19 protein-coding genes and 1 pseudogene are annotated in these 19,194 nt (G+C 56.9%); 6 read left to right on the forward strand and 14 right to left on the reverse strand.

The genetic code is table 11. The annotated features are described in order from the left end of the window. Positions 1-74 precede the first annotated feature (74 nt). Both GGQ66_RS08450 and GGQ66_RS08455 read left to right on the forward strand, forming a co-directional pair. Positions 75-1,310, forward strand: coding sequence for a CapA family protein (locus GGQ66_RS08450; protein WP_183791378.1), 1,236 nt, complete (start codon positions 75-77; stop codon positions 1,308-1,310). A gap of 336 nt (positions 1,311-1,646) precedes the next feature. Continuing rightward, entirely contained in the window at positions 1,647-1,862 is a 216-nt protein-coding gene (locus tag GGQ66_RS08455; RefSeq protein WP_237358831.1) for a hypothetical protein, read from the forward strand. A gap of 72 nt (positions 1,863-1,934) precedes the next feature. On the opposite strand, the gene GGQ66_RS08460 is transcribed toward GGQ66_RS08455, so the two are convergent. The 13 genes from GGQ66_RS08460 to trbB all read right to left on the reverse strand — a co-directional run bounded on the left by GGQ66_RS08460 (position 1,935) and on the right by trbB (position 12,233). Continuing rightward, positions 1,935-2,225, reverse strand: a complete 291-nt coding sequence (locus GGQ66_RS08460) for a HigA family addiction module antitoxin (RefSeq protein ID WP_183791382.1) — start codon at positions 2,223-2,225, stop codon at positions 1,935-1,937. A gap of 11 nt (positions 2,226-2,236) precedes the next feature. Beyond that, positions 2,237-2,518, reverse strand: coding sequence for a type II toxin-antitoxin system RelE/ParE family toxin (locus GGQ66_RS08465; protein WP_183791384.1), 282 nt, complete (start codon positions 2,516-2,518; stop codon positions 2,237-2,239). Between the two features lie 213 nt (positions 2,519-2,731). Then, complete coding sequence (trbI, locus tag GGQ66_RS08470) at positions 2,732-4,036, reverse strand: IncP-type conjugal transfer protein TrbI (protein ID WP_183791386.1); 1,305 nt, start codon at positions 4,034-4,036, stop codon at positions 2,732-2,734. A 14-nt stretch (positions 4,037-4,050) separates the two neighbouring features. Then, positions 4,051-4,488, reverse strand: a complete 438-nt coding sequence (trbH, locus tag GGQ66_RS08475) for a conjugal transfer protein TrbH (protein ID WP_183791388.1) — start codon at positions 4,486-4,488, stop codon at positions 4,051-4,053. 3 nt (positions 4,489-4,491) lie between these two features. After that, positions 4,492-5,304, reverse strand: coding sequence for a P-type conjugative transfer protein TrbG (gene trbG, locus GGQ66_RS08480; RefSeq protein ID WP_183791390.1), 813 nt, complete (start codon positions 5,302-5,304; stop codon positions 4,492-4,494). 15 nt (positions 5,305-5,319) lie between these two features. After that, the gene (locus GGQ66_RS08485) at positions 5,320-5,982 is read right to left on the reverse strand and encodes a conjugal transfer protein TrbF (protein WP_183791392.1); all 663 of its coding nucleotides are present in this window, start codon (positions 5,980-5,982) and stop codon (positions 5,320-5,322) included. Positions 5,983-6,003: 21 nt separating this feature from the next. Beyond that, positions 6,004-7,182 (reverse strand): P-type conjugative transfer protein TrbL, encoded by a 1,179-nt coding sequence (gene trbL, locus GGQ66_RS08490; protein ID WP_183791394.1) that lies wholly within the window; start codon positions 7,180-7,182, stop codon positions 6,004-6,006. After that, entirely contained in the window at positions 7,176-7,376 is a 201-nt protein-coding gene (gene trbK, locus GGQ66_RS08495) for an entry exclusion protein TrbK (protein ID WP_183791396.1), read from the reverse strand. The genes trbL and trbK overlap by 7 nt, the downstream gene beginning before the upstream one ends. Beyond that, on the reverse strand, positions 7,373-8,176 hold the full coding sequence (trbJ, locus tag GGQ66_RS08500; RefSeq protein WP_183791398.1) for a P-type conjugative transfer protein TrbJ: 804 nt from the start codon (positions 8,174-8,176) through the stop codon (positions 7,373-7,375). The genes trbK and trbJ overlap by 4 nt, the downstream gene beginning before the upstream one ends. After that, positions 8,148-10,604 (reverse strand): conjugal transfer protein TrbE, encoded by a 2,457-nt coding sequence (locus GGQ66_RS08505; RefSeq protein WP_183791400.1) that lies wholly within the window; start codon positions 10,602-10,604, stop codon positions 8,148-8,150. The genes trbJ and GGQ66_RS08505 overlap by 29 nt, the downstream gene beginning before the upstream one ends. 9 nt (positions 10,605-10,613) lie before the next feature. Further along, positions 10,614-10,898, reverse strand: coding sequence for a conjugal transfer protein TrbD (locus tag GGQ66_RS08510; protein ID WP_183791402.1), 285 nt, complete (start codon positions 10,896-10,898; stop codon positions 10,614-10,616). Continuing rightward, complete coding sequence (locus tag GGQ66_RS08515; RefSeq protein WP_183791404.1) at positions 10,895-11,272, reverse strand: TrbC/VirB2 family protein; 378 nt, start codon at positions 11,270-11,272, stop codon at positions 10,895-10,897. The genes GGQ66_RS08510 and GGQ66_RS08515 overlap by 4 nt, the downstream gene beginning before the upstream one ends. Continuing rightward, positions 11,262-12,233: a P-type conjugative transfer ATPase TrbB gene (gene trbB, locus GGQ66_RS08520; protein WP_183791406.1), complete on the reverse strand. Its 972-nt coding sequence runs from the start codon at positions 12,231-12,233 to the stop codon at positions 11,262-11,264. The genes GGQ66_RS08515 and trbB overlap by 11 nt, the downstream gene beginning before the upstream one ends. Before the next feature lie 703 nt (positions 12,234-12,936). Between trbB and repA the strand changes: the two genes are divergently transcribed. From repA to repC, 3 genes are all read left to right on the forward strand, one after another. Beyond that, positions 12,937-14,148 carry a plasmid partitioning protein RepA gene (gene repA, locus GGQ66_RS08525; RefSeq protein ID WP_183791408.1) on the forward strand — a complete coding sequence of 404 codons (1,212 nt, stop codon included), beginning with the start codon at positions 12,937-12,939 and terminating at the stop codon, positions 14,146-14,148. Between the two features lie 29 nt (positions 14,149-14,177). Beyond that, on the forward strand, positions 14,178-15,194 hold the full coding sequence (gene repB / locus GGQ66_RS08530; RefSeq protein WP_237358832.1) for a plasmid partitioning protein RepB: 1,017 nt from the start codon (positions 14,178-14,180) through the stop codon (positions 15,192-15,194). A 232-nt stretch (positions 15,195-15,426) separates the two neighbouring features. Further along, on the forward strand, positions 15,427-16,692 hold the full coding sequence (repC, locus tag GGQ66_RS08535) for a plasmid replication protein RepC (protein ID WP_183791412.1): 1,266 nt from the start codon (positions 15,427-15,429) through the stop codon (positions 16,690-16,692). Positions 16,693-17,971: 1,279 nt separating this feature from the next. Here the strand turns inward: repC and GGQ66_RS08540 are convergent. Further along, entirely contained in the window at positions 17,972-18,301 is a 330-nt protein-coding gene (locus tag GGQ66_RS08540; RefSeq protein ID WP_183791414.1) for a hypothetical protein, read from the reverse strand. A gap of 589 nt (positions 18,302-18,890) precedes the next feature. Here GGQ66_RS08540 and GGQ66_RS22915 point away from each other — a divergent pair. Further along, a pseudogene (locus GGQ66_RS22915) lies at positions 18,891-19,194 on the forward strand (hypothetical protein); the annotation flags it as partial.

A 19,194-nucleotide genomic window follows, 5' to 3' on the forward strand; every position in this document is an offset into this window, starting at 1 on the left:
CCGCACCACCGCAACACAACACTCAAAATCTCTATGCACACGCTGCGTCCCAACGTGGCGAGGAAAGGTCTGTCATGACGAAAACGTTCACAATCGCCGTAACCGGACAATCGCTGATCAAACATGACACGCGCGACGTGAAAACGGCAGGGTTCGGCGAAGTGGAGCAGATACTGCGTCGGGCTAATTTCGCGTTCACCAATTTCGAGAGCACCATTCTTGGTAGCCATGGCGGATGGCCGCTGAAAGGCGGGGTGTTCGGCTGCAGCCAACCTCGCGTGCTCGACGCGCTTCGGGCCATGGGATTTCAGGGGCTTTCGCTTTCCAACAATCATGCCTTCGACCTCGGGCCGGCCGGCGTCCTTTCAACGCTCGAAGAGGTGGAGAAACGCGGCCTTCTTCACGCGGGAATTGGTCGGAACTACACGGATGCAGGGCGAGCGGCAAAGGGCACGTTTGGGGATAAGAAGGTGGTACTCGTCGCCATGGATGGTGGGCCGGGGCCGGATTTCATGTATGCCGCCGACGCCGCGACGGATCGCCCTGAACGCCCTGGGATCAATCGGCTGAAGCTGAGTAAGGTCGTGGATGTCGACGCAGAGACATTCGAGCGACTGCAGATCCTGCGTGATCGGGTCGACTACACGTCGATGGATCTTGCGAATGACAGTCAGCCTGACGACGCGCCGCATGTCGACCCGGATACCGAAGTTTGCATCGCGCGCGCCGTGTTTCGCCGCGCTGACCGGTTTGGTCGCAATGTCAAAATCGATGAACAGGACCTGTCGCGGAATCTGGCAACGATCAGATCCGCGGCAGATGAAGGCGCTCTGGTCATCGCCTATCTACACCATCATCACTGGGCACCGGTCTGGGCTCAGGTTCCCGATTGGGTCGGCGCCGTCGCCCGAGCCTGTATCGATGCGGGTGCCGCGATGTTTGTCAGCCATGGCGCTCCCGTCCTGCAGCCCGTCGCAATCTATCGGGGGCGGCCAATCTTCTACAGCCTCGGGAATTTCATCTTCCATGTGAAATCCGCTGGTTCACGATGGGGCGCGCCAGAAGTATGGGAAAGTGTCATTGGTCTTTGTTCGTTCGGTGATGACGGACAATTGGTCGAAATGACGTTCCATCCAGTGATCATTGGCGGCGCCGAGGCCATGGCTGGCAATCCACTGGAAGATCGCCTGGTGCCCGAAGTCGCGCAGGGTGCGCATGCCGATAAGATATTGCGCCGGTTTCAGGAGCACTCACGAAGCGTTGGCACCAAAATCGAGGTCACTGACGGGATTGGGTATCTGAGGATCTGAAAACCCATTACTTGCGCACCAATGTCGGGTCGACGACCATGATATGATGGAAAATCGTGGCTTGCCGTCCCATACATTCCCGAGGAATGTCTATTTCGAACAAACAATGATGGGGCGTGTCATTCTCGATCGCGTAGGGCATTTATGGCGGGCCTCATTCGAGGCTGGGCGGGGTTCTCGCGTTCTTATGCGAGATAATTTCATTTATTGACGTCTCGATGTTGGACCGGCGACAATCCCATCGCCGTCAAATGTGAAACGAGCTTCACGAGAATACCGGGCAATCTGTATATAAATTTGACGGATTAGATGCGGGCAAGCGGGAGAATTCAGTTCATGACCCCAAGTGAATATGGGTGCGCGCTTATCCGCAAGGATATGGGTCGCATCGAAAATCGCAAATATGCGATGCGTTCGTTGCTGAACGCGCAAGAAGAAATCCAGCGTGGGGAAATTCAACCGCTTTCCGCTCTCGATGCCTTAGATGCGGAATTGGCGGACGAATTCAGATATCTCTACCAGAAACAATTTCCTATTTTTTTTGTAAGATAGCTGAAATCTATCAGTGCACTAGACGAAAGTCGGTGGCCCATGCGCCGGGCAAGTCCACGCTCTCGCAGACGTTCAAGCGGCTGCCAGCGGGCGAATATGCGACACATCGACCACCTTGCTCGCCTGGGCGAGGTCGTAGGCGCGTTGCAGATTCAGCCAGAACTCGGGCGTGTTGCCGAAAAAGGCAGAGAGCCGCAACGCTGTGTCAGCCGAAAGGGCCGTGTCACCCTTCACGATCCGCTCAATACGGGTACGCGGCACATCGAGGCGTTTGGCCAGCGCACCAGCGGTCATGTTCAGCGGCTTCAAGAACTCTTCGTCGAGGATTTCGCCGGGATGGATAGCGAAAGCAAGTAGTGTCATGGCTATCTCCTTCAATGGTAATCGACAAATTCAACGTCTTCCGCATTTCCGTCAACCCAGCGGAAGCAGAGCCGAAACTGGTCATTCACGCGGATCGAATACTGGCCGGCCCGGTCACCCTTCAGGGCCTCAAGCCGGTTGGCAGGCGGCACGCGCAAGTCGTCAAGAACGGCGGCATTATCGAGCATGACCAGCTTGCGCCGCGCCACATTCAACAAATCAGCGGGAAAGCCCTTTGGGTTCTGCCCCTGCGCGACCTGTTCGGTCACCTTGCCTCTGAATGACCGGATCATATGGGATATGTATCATGATGAGATACGACTTTCAACACTGCAACTGGTCAATGCTCGCAAACACCGGGCTACGTCACTTGGTGTAGCCGACAATCAAAGGGAACTGAGTTTTTGTCATTGCAAGCGTTTCAGCACGATGTGTCGAAAACCGCCTGAAGCTAGCAATGAGCGATCGCGGCTGGACGTGCCACGTTTCGTCTGCCGATTTCGCGACTACCCTGCGTTTGAATAACCCCTTGGAAAGACAATATCCTGATCGACAAGAATATTGAATTTGTAACCCGGCCTGATCCTGATGGTCGGCTGTACATTCAGGTTCTTTGAGATCGTCTGCTCGGTTACTCGGCCAAAACTCTCGGCAAAGTTCCGCCTCGCGGCATCTGAAGCCGTATCCTGCGTGGCCAGGGTCGAACTTTCTGGTATCGACATGTCGATGCCTGTTCCGATGATGGCAACGAGCGCGGCAGAGCCGAACGTGCGCCAGAGGTGCCGATCGATCTTGTCCTTGAAGCCGCCATACCCCTCTGCATCCGTGCCGGACATGCCGCCGATCTGAAGTGTCGTCCCGTTGGGGAAGATCAGGTCGGTCCAGACGACCAGCACGCGCTCCTGACCGAACGACACTTTGGAATCGTAGCGACCGAACAGCTTTGCTCCTTGGGGGATGAGCAGCCTGTAGCCGGTGGCGCTGTCATAGACGTTCTGGCTGACCTGTGCCGAAATCCTGCCCGGAAGATCCGAATTCAAGCCGGTGATCATCGTGGCCGGGATCACCGATCCACGCTTCAACTCGTAGGGCGAGAGCTGCGGGACCACCTGGTTCGGCAGGTAACCAAGATCCTTGGTGTCCTGATTAAAGAAGTCCTCCTTCGAGGTTTGTCCGTTTTGATCAACGTTCTGTCCGAGCAAACCGGACTTCATTGCAGCGCTGTAGAGGTCGGATGCACTGTTCGTCGTGGCATTGAGCGGTTGGCGGGCGTCAGTTCTGGTTTCGGAAGCGCTCTTCTGGACCTCGGAAACGTCAACCTTAAGCGGAGAATCGAGCGCTGTCGCCCGTGCCTGGAGGCTTGCCATCCTCTGACGCTGCGCTTCGCGGAGAATCTGCTCGTCTTGTTCCCGCTTCAGCCGGGCCTTCCACTCGGCTTCCGGCTCGAGTTGCGATCGGCGTTCACTCCGGACCTCATTCTGCCGCTCTACGACGGCCTCTCTCACCGGCTCGCGTTCGACAACGATGGGCGTTGGCTGAAACACTTCGCGTTGCTCTGGTTCGCCTATGATGCCGTCTGACACCCCACGTTTCAGTTGATCGCCAAACGTGGTCGCCGGGGAAGCGGAGGTGCTGTCGAGTTCATTTTCTCGATTGAAGGAGAGGCCACGCCAGGACAGGCCGATGATCACGACGCCGAAGAACAGAACGATGATGACAATCGCGACGATGATTGGCAGGCGATTGAGGCGCCGCATGCTCTGTTGATCGTCAGCACTGCCCGTCGTGCCGAGCTGGAGCGATTGAACCATGCTCTCCCCTCCCCTCAGTTTCGCTGCATGATCGAAAGTGGACTGGCGGGCGTCGCGCCCGCGGATGTCGCGGTATAGGCGCGACCGAGAGCGATGGCCGGCGTGCTGATCCGTGCAAGGACCTGTCCGTCGAAACTGTCGATCGACCATGCAACCTCGACTGGCTTCTGTTCCTTGCCGACTTTCCCATCGGCTATGACTGTGTATCCCCATCCCTTCAGCGCGGCTTCAAGTGCGGCGGCGTATTCGGACGTGTCCTTTTCCATCTTGAAGGTTGTGGTACTGGCTGGCCTCACCTGTTCGACAAGGCGGCTTGCCATGTCGCCGGCGATCGCGCTTGCGGTGGCGCCGGTGACGGCAATCGGGGTGGAACTTGTGGTCAGCGTATCATCCGCCGTCTGACAACCGGAAAGCATGGCAGTGACGATGATGGCGACTATTGTCTTCTTCATCGGTCAACCTCCCCGCCGGATCATGATTTTCTGCTGGCGCCAGCCGGCCCCGGAGACGAGCACGGCCTTATCGATGGCGTAGTCGACGATCATCATGTCGTTCTTCATGCGATAGTTGACGATACGGTTCTGGCCGCCGCTGACGACGAACAGCACCGGTGCATCCTGCCCGGAGATCGACCGGGGAAACTGGATGTAGGTCTTGGTTCCGTCGGAATAGACGCGCTTTGGTCGCCAAGAGGCTCCGCCACTGACTGAATAGGAAAAGTTCAGCTTATCTGGAGCGGCTCCCGGAATGCCGCCGGTCTCTAGGCGGGCATTGATATCGGCCAGCTTGGTCGACGCATGCTCTGGATACTCGAAGCCGATCCGAGCCATATATTGGCTGGGATGGGATTTGAGCTGGATATGATAGGTCCGGCGAGAGGTCGTGACGACCATCGACGTGACGAGGCCGGCCTCCGACGGCTTTACGATCAGGTGGATCGCCTGCCCGCCGGTTGCTCCAGATGTCGCCGGCTCTACCTTCCAACGGACCGTGTCGCCGACAAGCACATCACGAACGATCTCACCGCCCTGCAGCTCGATATCGCAGACCTGAAGTGGTGAGCAGATTACAGAGGGTTGTGTCTCGCCAAACAGAAAGATCACTTTCCCATCTGGCCCAGTCGTGACCAGACCCGGCGTTCCCCGCCATTTTCGCGAGATGTTGGTCCCCTTCACCTCGTTCGACGTCATGCTCTGTGCGACTGCGCAATCCGCAAGGACAAGCCCGGCCATGCAGCCGACGGCCGCGATCAATCCTATTCTGTGCATGTAAATCCCCTGCCCTTAAAGCTGTGCGGTCCAGTCGAAGTCCTGGACATAAAGACCGATCGGGTTGAGGCGGATGATCGCCTCGTCCTGTGGCGCAGTCAGCGCGACCGTGGCGATCCCGCGGAACCTGCGTGTGCCGGTCTCCTTGCCCTTGCGGTCGCGTTCATATTCAGTCCAGTCGATCTGGTACGTCTGGTTGGAGAGCGCGACGATGTTGTTGACCTCGATGGCGATGGTCGATGTCTTGGCCTTTTCGAACGGCGAATTGCCGCGAAACCAGGCATTGATCTTCTGGGTCGAAGGATCGGACGTCCTGAGAAGCGCGTAGGTCCGGTCGATGTATTGCTTCTGCACCACCGCGTCGGGCGTGATCGACTTCAAGCTGGTGATGAAGTTGCCGAGTGTCGCACGGACGACGCGGGCGTCGGCATACTCGATCTGCTGGGGGAAGCCTGCCGTTACCGAGGTGCCGAGCTTGTCGACCTCGACGATGTAGGGCACGAGCTTGACCTGTGTGCTGAGATACATGGCATAGGTGAAGCCGATCACGGCCATCGAAAGTCCGAGAATGCCGACGATCCGCCACGCGCGCGCGGCCTGGACGTAGGATCCATATCGTTCCGTCCATTCCTGCCGCGCGGCAAGGTAGGGGCTGTCGGGCGGCCGGTTTGCTGCCATCGCTTGTCGCCTTTCTGATGATTACTTGTCGTTTCGTTCTGGCGGCGTCTTGGGGCCGCTTTGTTCAGTTCGGCTCTGATCGAGCTTGGCGTTGGCAAGCCCCATGATCGAACCGGCGTAGGCTCCTGGTGAACCGATTGCCTTTTCCTTGGCAGCCGAGCCGGCAGCTTTCCCGGCGGCCCCAATCCCGGCTCCCATGCCGCGGAGTGCTGCGCCTGCCACGGAGGATCCGGCTGCGCGCGCGGATTGAGCTGCCGCGCCTCCGGCTCCGACGGCGCCGGTCGCAAGCGACGTTGCTCCAAGCGCGAATGATGCGGCCTGTCCACCATGGCGGATGGCTTCCATGCCGCCAGAGACAGACGCGCCTTGAACGACCCCCTGGATAATCGTTGGCACGTACATCGAGATGATAAACACCACGACTGAAATGCCGGCGATAGCCAATGTCGTGATGAACTGATCGCTATCCGCTGTCGGCGCTTTCGCCAGGCCGAGAAGGACCTCCGAGCCGATTTTCGCGATCATGACCAGTGCCATGAGCTTCATACCGACGCCAAAGGCATAGACCAGGTAGCGGACGGCGAAGTCCTTGGTGAAGGACGAGCCACCCAAACCGAGCATGATCATGCCGGCGAGCAACCCCACATACATTTCCACCATGACTGCGACGAAGATTGCGGCAACGAGCGAAAAGCAAATCACGACAACCCCCATCGCAAGGACGGCGGCGATCGCAAGCGCATTGTCCTCGAATACGCCGAACTTGGCCTGCTCGGACATCTGCGACGCGACCCGTATCCCGGCATCGAACACCTCGGCTGGTGAGGCCGATCCACCGCCCGCGCCGATCTGGTAGAGACTATTCACGACGTCCCTCGCAAGCGTTGGCCCCTGGGTGAGAACGAACGCGAAAAAGCCGATGAACATGATCCGCCGGACGAGTTCGGCGAACCAGCTTTCAAGGGATGCGGCCTGTATAGCGAGCCACACGGCAGCGATGCCGACCTCGATCCCCGCAAGGATCCAGAACAGTGACCTTGCCGCGTCCATGATGGTTGTCTCCCATCCCTTTGCGGCAGCGGAAACCTGGTTCTCGAGCTCTGTCAGAACCTGTCCATGCTGCGCGAACGCGGGAGTCGCCAAGACCAGGCAGGCTATGCCTGCGAGTAAGAACGCCTGCTCAAGATTGCGCTTCACCATCTCGGCCGCATCTCCTGACCTTTTTCGATTGGGGGCAGCTCTTTCGCTGTGCCGAAGAATTTCTCGCGGGTGGCGCGTTGCTCTTCGCTCATCCCTGTTGCTGGGGCATTGGCCTGGACGAAATAAATGGTGGTGGCGGAAGCTGCCGCAGCGACCATGACCAGCACCATGACGATCACGACCGTGCGGCTCACCAGCGTGGCTCCATCTTCTGACCGCTCGGGATCGTGGTAACGTCGGCATTGAAGAATTTCTCTCGCCTGGCCTGCGCGAGATCCTTGTCCGTCTGTTCGGCCTGGAGCCACGTTCCCATCATCGTCATCTGCTGGGAAACAAGACCGCGCAGCTTCTGCATCTGGGACACCTGCTGGGCTGCGATCTGGTGTCCGACCTGGAGGGCCTTCATCTGGCCGTCGGCCGACACCGACATGGATCGCAGCGAGCTCATCGTGCCTTCTTCCGTGTCGAACTGATCCGCTGTCAGGCTCGCCGCCTTCAGCGTGCTGCCGATCGTGTCCCGGTTCGTGTCCGACCAAGACTGGTATGTGGTCGAGAACGTTTCGGCGCTGGGCAGGTTGGTCTTCAGATCCGCATAGCTCTTGAACCGCTGCTGAAGGACGTCGTCGGCATTGCCCATCGAAAACGAGATGCTTTGCCCCTGATCGACAATGCTGCGCAGACGGTTGAGATCGCTTTCGACCTGGCCCCAGATATGGTCAGGGAGCTGCGCGGTGTTCTGCAGCATATTCTCGTAGATATTCAGCTGGTTCTGGATTTGCTCTGCCAATTGCGTGATCTGGGTCAGCTGGTTATCGACCTGCAGGCCGGAGCTTTTCAGAAGGTCGATAAGCTGCGCATTGTTGGCGAGCTGCGTCCATTCGGTGGCAGCGCCCGTTGCAGATCCCGCGCGGGCGGATGCAATCGGCGACAGCGCGATCGCTGCGGTTATCGTTGCGACGATCCAGTTATTGGACGTTGCGGTGCGACGTGGCATCGTGAACTCCTCTCGATTCAAGCCAATGCGTAGGCCAGTTCTGGCCGTATTCCGCCTTCAGTGCGCGGATCCGCTTCAGGTCTTCCTTTCCGGAGGCGCCAACAAAGCTCAGCGCCACTGGCCCGAGCGACATGTCGAAGAGCCGCCGTCCGTCTGGCGTGGCGACGTAGTATTCGCGCTTGGGGATGGCACCCGAAACGATCTCGATCTGACGCTCGTTGAAGCCAATCCGTTCGTAGAATTCCCGCGTGCCCGGCTCGCGCGCAGCGCCATTCGGCAAGCAGATCTTGGTCGGGCAGGATTCCTTCAGCACGTCGATGATGCCGGAGCGCTCAGCGTCGGAGATGGATTGCGTCGCCAGAACGACCGCGCAATTGGCTTTGCGGAGAACCTTCAGCCATTCCCGGATCTTGTCGCGAAACACGGGATGGCCGAGCATCAGCCAAGCCTCGTCGAGGAGAATAAGACTAGGTGAGCCGTCGAGCCGCTTCTCGATCCGGTGGAAGAGATAGGTGAGGACGGGCACCAGATTACGCTCGCCCAAGTTCATGAGCTGCTCGATCTCGAAGCACTGAAACGCTCGAAGCGTCAGGCCATCCTCTTCCGCGTCGAGAAGCTGACCCATCGGGCCATCGACCGTATAGTGATAGAGTGCATCCTTGATTTCGCGCATCTGCACGCCGCTGACGAAGTCCGATAGCGACTTTCCGGGTGCTGTCGCCATCAGCCCGATCTGGCGAGAGATTGCATTACGGTGGTCCGGCGTGATGGTAACGCCCTGCAGGGCGACAAGCGTTTCGATCCACTCGGTCGCCCATGCTCGATCGCCATCTGTCGAAAGATCGAAGAGCGGGCAGAATGCCAGCGCTCTCCCCTCCCCCTTTTGGTCGTTGCCAATCTCGTAGTGATCGCCGCCGGCAGCAAGCGTCAGGGGCAGGAGCGAGTTGCCCTTGTCGAAGGAAAAAATCTGGGCACAATCATAGCGGCGGAACTGCGCAGCGATTAAGGCGAGCAGGGTCGATTTACCCGAACCTGTAGGTCCGAAGATCAGGGTGTGGCCGACATCGTCGACATGCAGGTTCAGTCGGAACGGGGTTGAGCCCGAAGCCACCTGCATCAGCGGCGGCGAGTTCGGTGGGTAGAACGGGCACGGCGCCACCGGATTTCCCGACCATACCGAGTTCAATGGAATGAGATCCGCTAGGTTGCTCGTGTTGATCAGCGGCTCACGGATATTGGCGTACCAGTTCCCCGGCAGGCTCCCGAGAAACGCATCTGTCGCGTTCAAGGTCTCGACACGTGCTCCGAACCCCTCGGCCTGGACCAGCCGGCGGATAGCCTCCGCCTTTTCCTGCAGGGCGTCGCGGTCTTCATCAAACAGGATCACGACCGGTGTATAGTAGCCGTATGCAACCAGCTGGGACGAAGCCTGAGCGATGGCGTCTTCGGTCTCGGCGACCATGGTCATGGCATCCTGATCGGCCGATCTGCTCTGCGTCTGGAAAAGCTGATCGAAGAATGGGCGAACCTTCTGCTGCCATTTCTTCCGCGTGCGTTCGAGCTTCTGGCGTGCCTCTTCCGCATCAAGGAAGATGAAGCGCGACGACCAGCGGTAGGTAAGCGGCATCAAGTCGAGATTGTTGAGGATGCCGGGCCAGCTCTCGGCAGGCAGGCCATCTATGGCGACAACCGCGAGGAACCGGTTCTCTACCTTTGGCGTCAGGCCGTGCTCCAGCTCAGCCGTTGCCAGCCAGTCGAGATACATCGGGACTTCCGGCAGCCGGACCGGATGGCTCTCCCCCGTGATACAAAAACGAACGAACTGCAGGAGGTCGTCATAGCGCGCGACCCGCTCCCCTCCCCTCTCGCGAACTTCGCGGGTCTGCATGCGGGCGATCGACAGGGTGTTGGCCAGATACTGTTCGATTTCCCGGATCGCGTTTCGAAACACTGATAGCACTGTGTCTGCATAGGATTTCTTCCGGCTCTCCTCGTCCGAGTAGATGTATTTGGCTAACGCGGTCTTCTTCGACTCGAGTGGTCGATAGGTGAGAATGATCGCGTGCTTGCTCTCGAAATGCCCCTGCTCCCGCCCGAAATGAGCACGGCGCTCGGCATCGATCGCACGGGTGACAGAGTCCGGAAAGTAGCACTGGTCCGGCGTCGGATATTCGACCGTCGGCACCCGGATCGCCTCGACCTGAATCATCCAGCCTGTCCCCAGACGCGAGAGGATCGCATTGATCTGCCGGGAGAGCTCGTTGCGTTCGAGGTCGGTTGCGCTTTCGGAGTCCGGACCCGCGAAATACCATCCGGCCATCAGGCTGCCGTCCTTCAGCAGCAGGACGCCGTTATCGACCAGGCCGGCGTATGGAACGAGATCAGCGAACGAGGGACCGGTCGCGCGGAATCGTTTTAGGGCAACCATCAGGACACCTCAGTATCTTCGCCACGGCGCGGCCGTTGGCCCGTAGTGGGGCTTGTAGGAAATGTGACGGGCATAGACCCGCCGCATCAGAGGGTCGGACTTGGCCATCATGCGAAGCAAACCGACGATAACGATCCAGACGGCCACTCCGAAGAGCGCCGAGTAGACCGTCAGGACGACAAAGATCAGGATCACGGCCGCAAGCCCGGTGATCAGCACCAGCTCGCGGTCGGCACCCATCAGCAGGTTCGGACGCGACAGCGCGCGATGAATGCGATTGCGCTGGAGTCTCATGATGCCCCCTCCCCCGCTCCGTCCGGAACAACATTCGCGACTTGACCCGTTGGCAGGCCAATAGACGCACCGGTGGCACCAAAGAGGCCGACGATGGTCGTGGCTCCAAGCAGAATGCCGGCGACGAGCACCACGTACATCAGTCTACGGGCGAAATCGTTGAGCTCACCACCGAAGATCAGCATGCCGCCGGCGATCGCGACCGCTGCCAGCGCGATGTAGCCGGCGACCGGACCGGTGATGGATTCCTGGATCTGCTCGAGCGGTCCTTCCCACGGAAGACTTCCACCAGAACTGGCGAAGGCGGGCGACGCAGCGGCGATCGCAGCGGTAGCCAATGCGGCAAATGTCAGGAGGAATTTCTTATGCTGCATCGCGGCTCTCCTCTGCGTAGGGTTCCGTCTGGTACTGGCCGCCCGCAAAGCGGGTGACGTGAAGTATCTTGCTGATGCGCCTGCCCTTGGCCGTTCGCTCGATCGAGATGATCAGATCGACGGCGTCTCCGATGACCGCCTGCATAGGCTGATGGCTGGCTTCAGCGGTCAGCTGCTCGAGACGCTGGAGTGCTGAGTGCGCGCTGTTTGAGTGGATCGTCGCGACCCCTCCGGGGTGCCCGGTGTTCCAGGCCTTGAGCATGGTGAGCGCTGCGCCGTCTCGGACCTCGCCGACGATGATACGATCCGGCCGGAGGCGCATTGTACTCTTCAGGAGACGCGACATGTCGACCGTGTCGCTGGTGTGGAGGCTGACTGCGTTGTCCGCGGCGCACTGGATCTCGGCTGTGTCTTCCAGGATTACGAAGCGATCGTCGGGAGAACTCGATACGATCTCCGCAAGGATCGCGTTGGTGAGGGTGGTTTTGCCCGAGCCCGTGCCACCGGCAACGAGGATGTTGAGTTTGGACACGATGGCGCTTCGGATGACCTCGGCTTGCTGTGCGGTCATCATCTTGCTGGACACATAGTCATCAAGCGGGATCAGGCGAGATGCGCGACGACGGATCGTGAATGATGGACCGGAGACCACCGGTGGCAGCAATCCTTCGAAGCGGTGCCCGCCGATTGGCAGTTCGCCAGATACGATCGGGCGGTCGTCGTCGACCTCCGAGTTCAGAACATGGGCGACGCTGCCGATGACGGTTTCGGCGGCAGAGCGAGTCATATCCCCAGCTGCGGCCATGCCGTGACCGAGCCTTTCAATGAACAGACGACCATCCGGATTGAGCATGATCTCTACGACATCTGGATCTTCGAGCGCGACGCACAGGTGATCTCCCAGTGCGTTCTGCAGCTTGCTGACGAGACGGGGAAGTGAGCGGTTTTGGGTGCTGAGCATGATCAGGCCGCTTCCTTTTGAGAGAAGGAAACATTTGGCGGACGGATACGGAAAGGAAGATGATCAGATGCTCTGACTGTCTGCGGAGAGCAGAACCATGATGCTTCTCGTGTCGCTGATCCGGGTAGGCAAACCAGGTAGGGCGGGCCATTATTCAACGCCATGGGCAGGATCTCTGCCAGGTTGTCCTCCACGTATCTGGTGGCTTCAAGTCTGGACTTGCAGCGGACTCTCCAGACTGGTTGACCCGAAAAGATGGAGGCGATGAGACGATGCGGGTCTCTTACCAGGTGGGATCGGGCGTCTCTTCTTGGGGCCTTGGCGGCAATAATAACCATTGAACAGATTTCTCGCGCGTTGATGGCGAAAGAAGATTTGCCGGGGCAGAGAACTTCGATCTACTGCCAGAAGTGCCAGCGGGTGATTCTCGTTCTCTTCGGGGAAACCTTGCGAATTGAGCCCAGCCGTGACTGCGTGTTCGTTAGCACAAATGTCAGTGGGGCGAATGACGCGATTTTTGTGAAAATTTAATAAGATATTGAAAACATGAAATTAAATTGATGTTCAAACCATCAATGCGATCCGGCAGCTGTGGACGTTAAGGTTGCGTTAACCAAGTAGCGTTTGACGTGCGGGCGGAATCGGGCCATCGTTTCTCGACGGAAAATAACCGGCAATCACGCAAAAACCGTCGTGAGGAAAGATGAGAGCGAACCAGAAGCAGACAGAACCGTTAGAATCTTCCGCTTCGAAGATCAGCAGGCAGTCGCAAATGCTGTCTGCTCAGCTCCAGTCGATCCGCGAAAGACTTTATGAACCGGCAACAGCAAAGACGCTCAAGACATTTACGTCACGAGAAGTTGCGACGCTCCTCGGTATCGCAGAATCGACCTTGCGGCAGATGTCCCTTGATGGGGAAAGCGCGATCCCCGATCGGCAGGACAACGGCCGCAGGATCTATACACTCGCGCAGGTCAATCAGATTCGCGAACATCTTGCGCAGAAGCGACCGGCCGAGGCTCTTGAGTTCTTTCCACGCCGGCGTGAAGGTGAAAAGCTTCAGGTTATTGCAGTCGCCAATTTCAAAGGTGGTTCGGCCAAGACGACAACCACCCTTCATCTTGCCCACTATCTGGCAATACAAGGACTGAGGGTTCTTGCTATCGACCTTGATCCGCAGGCGTCGCTTTCGGCAATGTTCGGTTATCAGCCAGAATTTGACGTTGATGAGAACGAGACGGTCTATGCCGCGATCCGCTACGACGAAAACCGTCGTCCCATCCGTGAAGTGATCCGAAAAACCTATTTCGACGGGATCGATCTCATTCCTGCGAACCTGGAACTGATGGAATATGAGCACGAGACCCCACAGGCGATCGCCGAGGGTTATGGTCGGGGCGATGCCATTTTCTTTCGGCGGCTCTCGTCTGTTATTTCGGAGGTTGAGGCGGATTACGATGTCGTTCTGATCGATGCACCGCCCCAACTGGGCTATCTAACCCTTGGCGCACTTTGTGCAGCAACCGGGCTGATTATCACCATCCATCCAGCCATGATCGACGTCGCAAGCATGAACCAGTTTCTCGCGATGATGAGCGATCTTATGCAGGTGATTGAAGAGCGTGGTGGAGAGCTTACCCACGATTTCATACGCTACGTTATCACCCGGCATAATCCGAATGATGGCCCGCAGGTCAATGTCGTTACCTTGCTTCGTTCGCTCTTCAAGGATGATGTTCTGGCACCATCCGTTGTGGAGACAACGGCAATCGCGAGCGCCGGGCTGGAAAAAAAGAGCCTTTACGAACTCTCTAGGGGGAGTGTCGGGCGCGACACCCTCGCACGGGCACTCGAGTCGGTGGATTCGGTAAACCGTGAAATCTTTCTTCACATCAAAGACGTGTGGGGCAGATGATGACAAGCCCAAAGGAACGAAATCAGCGCATGAAGAGCCTGTTCGCGAACGTCGATACTGACGCGCTTGCGAAGCAGTCACCGCCCTCTCCTATCGACGCGGATAAGCGCCGGGTCGGTTCTGCTGCGGTTAAGTCCATGGATAGGGCTTTTGTCTCCATCGAGGACGAGAATAGGCGTCTGCATGATCAGCTTCTCTCATCTGAATCAATCATCGAACTTGACCCGGATCGGGTTATCGGCTCATTCGTCAATGACCGTCTTGATATAGAAGGCGATGTGAGCTTCCAGGCTTTTGTTGAGGGAATCCGGGAGGCGGGGCAGAAGCTCCCTATACTCGTTCGACCTCTTTCCGGCAGGCCAGGCCACTACCAGGCTGCCTATGGACATCGCCGCCTTCGCGCATGTCAGATCCTAAAACGTCCAGTCAAGGCAATCGTTCGCGAGATGAGCGATGAAGAGCTGGTCGTTTCACAGGGGATTGAGAATTCCGAACGCCTCAACCTATCGTTCATCGAGCAGGCATTGTTCGCCCTTACGCTGAGAGAGCGCAAATATTCGCGAGAAATAATCTCCGATGCGCTTGGGCGGAAAGAGGGAAAAAACCTTGCTTACATATCGATGTTGACGAATACGGCAGCCCTCATCCCGGAGGAACTCATTCGACTGATCGGCCCCGCCTCGTCCGTAGGGCGACCGAAGTGGGAAAAATTAGGATCACTGATCAAGGATCGCCAGCTTAACAGGTCGCAGAAAGAAGCTGTTGCACGGTTGACGGCCTCGTCCTCATGGCATGACGTTGATAGCGATAAGCGATTTTCCTTGATCCTTGAGACACTGGACAGATCCATCAAGCATGCGCCTGAGGCAGTTGATGTCGTCTTGGACAACGGAGTTGTGATCGCGGCAAAGCGGTCGGAAACGTCGACTAAAATCACAATTCCAGACAACCGCCTTCCTGGGCTTTCGGACTGGCTGCTGCAACGGCTGCCCGAACTCCTAACGGAATTTCAGGTCCAACAGAGAAAGGATTCTGGGATGAGCTAATCGCCAGAACGGAAAAGGGCCTACCGACTGCAATCGATAGACCCTTAAACCCTTGGCCAACGGAACATGAAGCACCGTCGACATCAGCTGTAACGATCTGATTCTAAGACGGTCCAGGGTGTTAATCAAGTCTCCCTAACAGGCAGAGACTGATTTTTTGCGCCCGAAATCCGGTGGCTTCCCCACAATTAAACGACTGGGATTGCGATTATTTTATCGCAACGGGAACGCTATGACTGAATCAACTGCAGTGGCGTCATTTCGGCGTGTCACCCCAGGAATGATCGCTAGTGCTCGACTTGCGATGGCAAACGATATTCCTGACGTCACGAAGTCAGAGATTGCGCTGCTTCTCAAGAAAGCCGCCCCTGTTCTCGGCATTGACGGTACAACTTATCACGTTATGGACATTCTGCTCGGGCTTTCCCGAGCCGATGACTGGAAGGGTGCCGGACGCCCTGTCGTTGCAATATCCAATGCGAAACTTGCCGAGTATACGATGCGTTCGGAGCGGACCGTCATTAGATGTATTCGCCGTCTCGTTGAGGCCGGTATTGCCGCATACCGTGACAGTTCGACCGGGCGTCGTTTCGTTTATCGTAATAGTGACGGTGACGTGGTCACGGGCTTCGGTATTGATTTTACGCCAGCACGCGTCAGAGCGGATGAGCTGCGCGAGGTTGTTGCGCAGTACCAGAGAAGGCTTAAGGCCGACCTCGAAGCGAAGAGAGACATTGCAAGGCTCGCACGAGCGATCGAAGATATGTGCCGCGCATGCCCGAGCGAAACACTGAATGTTCGCTCGGAATTGGCAGACATCCTCCGAAAAGAAAAAGACACTCTTACGCGAGCAAACGAAGTCAGGACCCTGCACCAGCATGTCGCGACAATCGTTGCGGCAGCCGCCAGTACAACTGAATTGTCATGCGAGGGTGACATCAGCGTCATCTCTTATATTAATACAACCCCAGAATCTCTAAATGTTAGTAACGAAAAACGGACGCGCTCTAACGAGCGCGACTTAAACCATTCAGACGAGCGCAACGCGCTCGACAAGGCTTATGAAATAAAGCCTGATGAAATTCCGACTGGTAAGCAAGCTGCTAGCGCGGAAGAGAAAGGTATGAATTCAATCCAAACAAATATTTTGGGTGTTGTCTCGCTTGGATTGCTTCACGCTGCCTGCCCTGAGGTTCAGGCAATGACTGACGTTTCCTTCGATTCCTGGGGGGCGCTTGGTCGATCTGGTGAAATCATGCGCAGAATGGTTGGGTTGTCTGAGGCCGGCTGGGCGGACGGAAAGGAGAAGGTTGGAGTTTATGCTGCAGCGGCCATTTTGGCGACTGTCGTGGAGAAATCTATCCGAGATCCTGAGCAGATCTCCAAGCCGGGGGGGTATTTCAGGGCTATGATTGATCGGGCTCTCGAGGGTAAGCTGAATCTCGAACGCAGCTTGTTTGGTTTGGCAGATCATCGTTACGGCAAGATAGAAAAGTAACAGCTGTTACTTTTCTATCTGTTATGAGGTTGGTCGCTCTCTTGCCCGTGATACCAATCGCCGCAGATGCTGACTTTCGGGAATCCCAAGAGAGGTCGAATCTGAATCTCTGTTGCAAACTGGAGGTTTACGATGAGTTCAGCGATTTTTTGCGAAGGGGCTTCGACGGGTCCATCTTGCGGCGTCTGGCCCGGCTGACACGAGACGCCGATCATGCGCGGCGGCTTCTTTCGTTCGCATCGATCTATGACGGTAGTTCACGGGCTGATCAACGGCAAGGCTCCCGGAGAGCCTTTTAACCTGCAGGACGAATAGCGTAAGGTCTTGGTGCAAGCCATAGAACAGAGGCCGACGCCGTATCTGGAAGGTGTCGGCGTCAACTGGCTCAATGGGTTTGGAAAGAGCCCGGCATTTCGGCGAGCGAGGAAGCCCTCGGGTCGCAAAGTGTGTGCCATGGGTTACGGGAATCTCTCGGCTCGCCTAAGACATCATGCGCAGGATCCGGAGGCCGCCAAGATGTTTTAAGAAACGTCCCTGCCGATGGGCAGGGCGCGGCTCAATGTCATAGGCCCCGCATGATCAGCGAAACTGCTCGGCCTATATCTTCGGTGCCATCTGCCCCAAACTCGGCAAGACAGCCGCTCTCGTGATGCCCAGGCCATGGACACAGCATCTGGCAGAAATCTCCCGCATGTGGTCGATGACGCACATGCTGAAGAAGTCGCCTTAGCTCAACCCTGTTGAGAAAATTTGGCACGTGGTTCGCGAGAATTGGCTCTTAATCCGTGTCTTCAAGTCCTGCGAAGATATCGGCGACCACTGCTGTACGCTAGGAGAACCCTAAAGGACAGACCATGGAACATCAGGCCGACGGGCATGACGCCAATAGGCGCAAGGATTCTAATCAATAACGACTGGTATGAGACCCCAACGTCGATCAACCAAAATTGGCGATGGGAATGCTTCTCCGCCACAGCTTGGAATGTGTATGAGATGCCCACCCAAATCTCAGAAAGTAACAGCTGTTACTTTCTGAGCGGTTTCATGCATTCGATCTCTATACCCGCCACATGTGGCTTTAGGATACGGTTTTTCTATTCAGGATTGTCGCGTCCGGCAGAGGTCGTTGAGGTGGATCATGGTGGGGGGCGAAAAAGCCACCGGCGACTGAGCCGCCGGTGGCTTTTTTGAACTCTACGTGACTGACACGAACTGCGGGTTCCTGGCGCAGCATCAGCCTGATGAAGTTTCTCACTTCTGGACCGTCTTTAGCTTTCTATCAGCGTGATACGGCTGAGCAGCAATTGTCGCGGTGTGAGTTTTTTCTGCTCTTTTCCCGCTGTCTGTCCATGCTCTCACGCAACCGACGATATTTGTCAGCGTTCTTTCGGTGGAACTCTTTGTTGCGTTCTGACGCGCGGCCAAAAATTTCACGCATCTCGCGGGTGCTCTGCGCAATTGTAAATTCCATGCCCCGCGCCGTTTTAATGGCACCGCTTCGGGTGATTTCACCGACATGGGTTGAGAGGGTAGGGAAGCCTTCGGGGGTGTGCAACCCCAGAACGCTCATCAGAGATAAAGTCAAAACACCAGAAATACCGACAGCCATCATTAAACTCCAGAAAGATCATTCGATCTGGAGATGATATTGTAATGGCATCACTCTGCTCTCCCCCGAACGGGGGATAGTTCAATGGATTTCCGAGGAACGTCGCGTTCCGGTTAGCAGGAGATCGTCTTTGGTCTTGAACAAAGCTAATGACGTCCGAAGGGGTGCTTGTTCGGTAGGCGTGTCTAAAGCCGTCAACGCCAGGGAAACCTTGTTGGTCTGCGAAAGGGTCCTTTTGCACACTCGCGGGGCATTCTGGATGGAACGCTACCATGGAAGGAACGATCAGTTTGTCAGCCTGAGAATTGCCGGCATTCTTCAATGCCGTTATTGGAGCATCAAGACTACTAAATGACAGAGGTGGACGGATGCTATGTCTGCTGATGGACTGACCTTGATGGCGGGAATATTTGCCGCAAGGGATCATCTGCCTCGTTTCGCGGCAAGGCAATCTCATCGTTCAACACCGCCGAAAAATCAAAATGACTTGTAAACCCGGGTGTTTCCCTTCACCCTGTGATGAGGGATGGGCTTCTTTGTGGTCCGGTTTAGGGCCAATAGAAGATGCACTAGGGGCGGGTTAACGGTTTTGCTGAATGCGCATGAATATGGCAGCGAACTTACATCTGTAATTTATGCGGCGCTGCTTGGTGAAACGGATTGGCAAGTCTTTGTAGATCGGTTGAACGGCCTCGTTCCCGGAGGCTTTTCGACCTTGTTTTTTCACGACCTGAGGGCGAATGAAGGTGCCATGGCCTATGTAGCCGGCATGCAGGGGCGCGAGAAGGCCCTTGAGGGGGTGATGTCACGTTGTTGGTGCCTTAACTGTTGCTGGCTAATCGGGCGCGATGAACACATCGGCCATCAGCTACAAGTACCACCGTTTTCCACCG

Origin of the sequence: Allorhizobium borbori (assembly GCF_014196535.1) — a bacterium.
In the GTDB taxonomy this organism is placed as follows: domain Bacteria; phylum Pseudomonadota; class Alphaproteobacteria; order Rhizobiales; family Rhizobiaceae; genus Ectorhizobium; species Ectorhizobium borbori.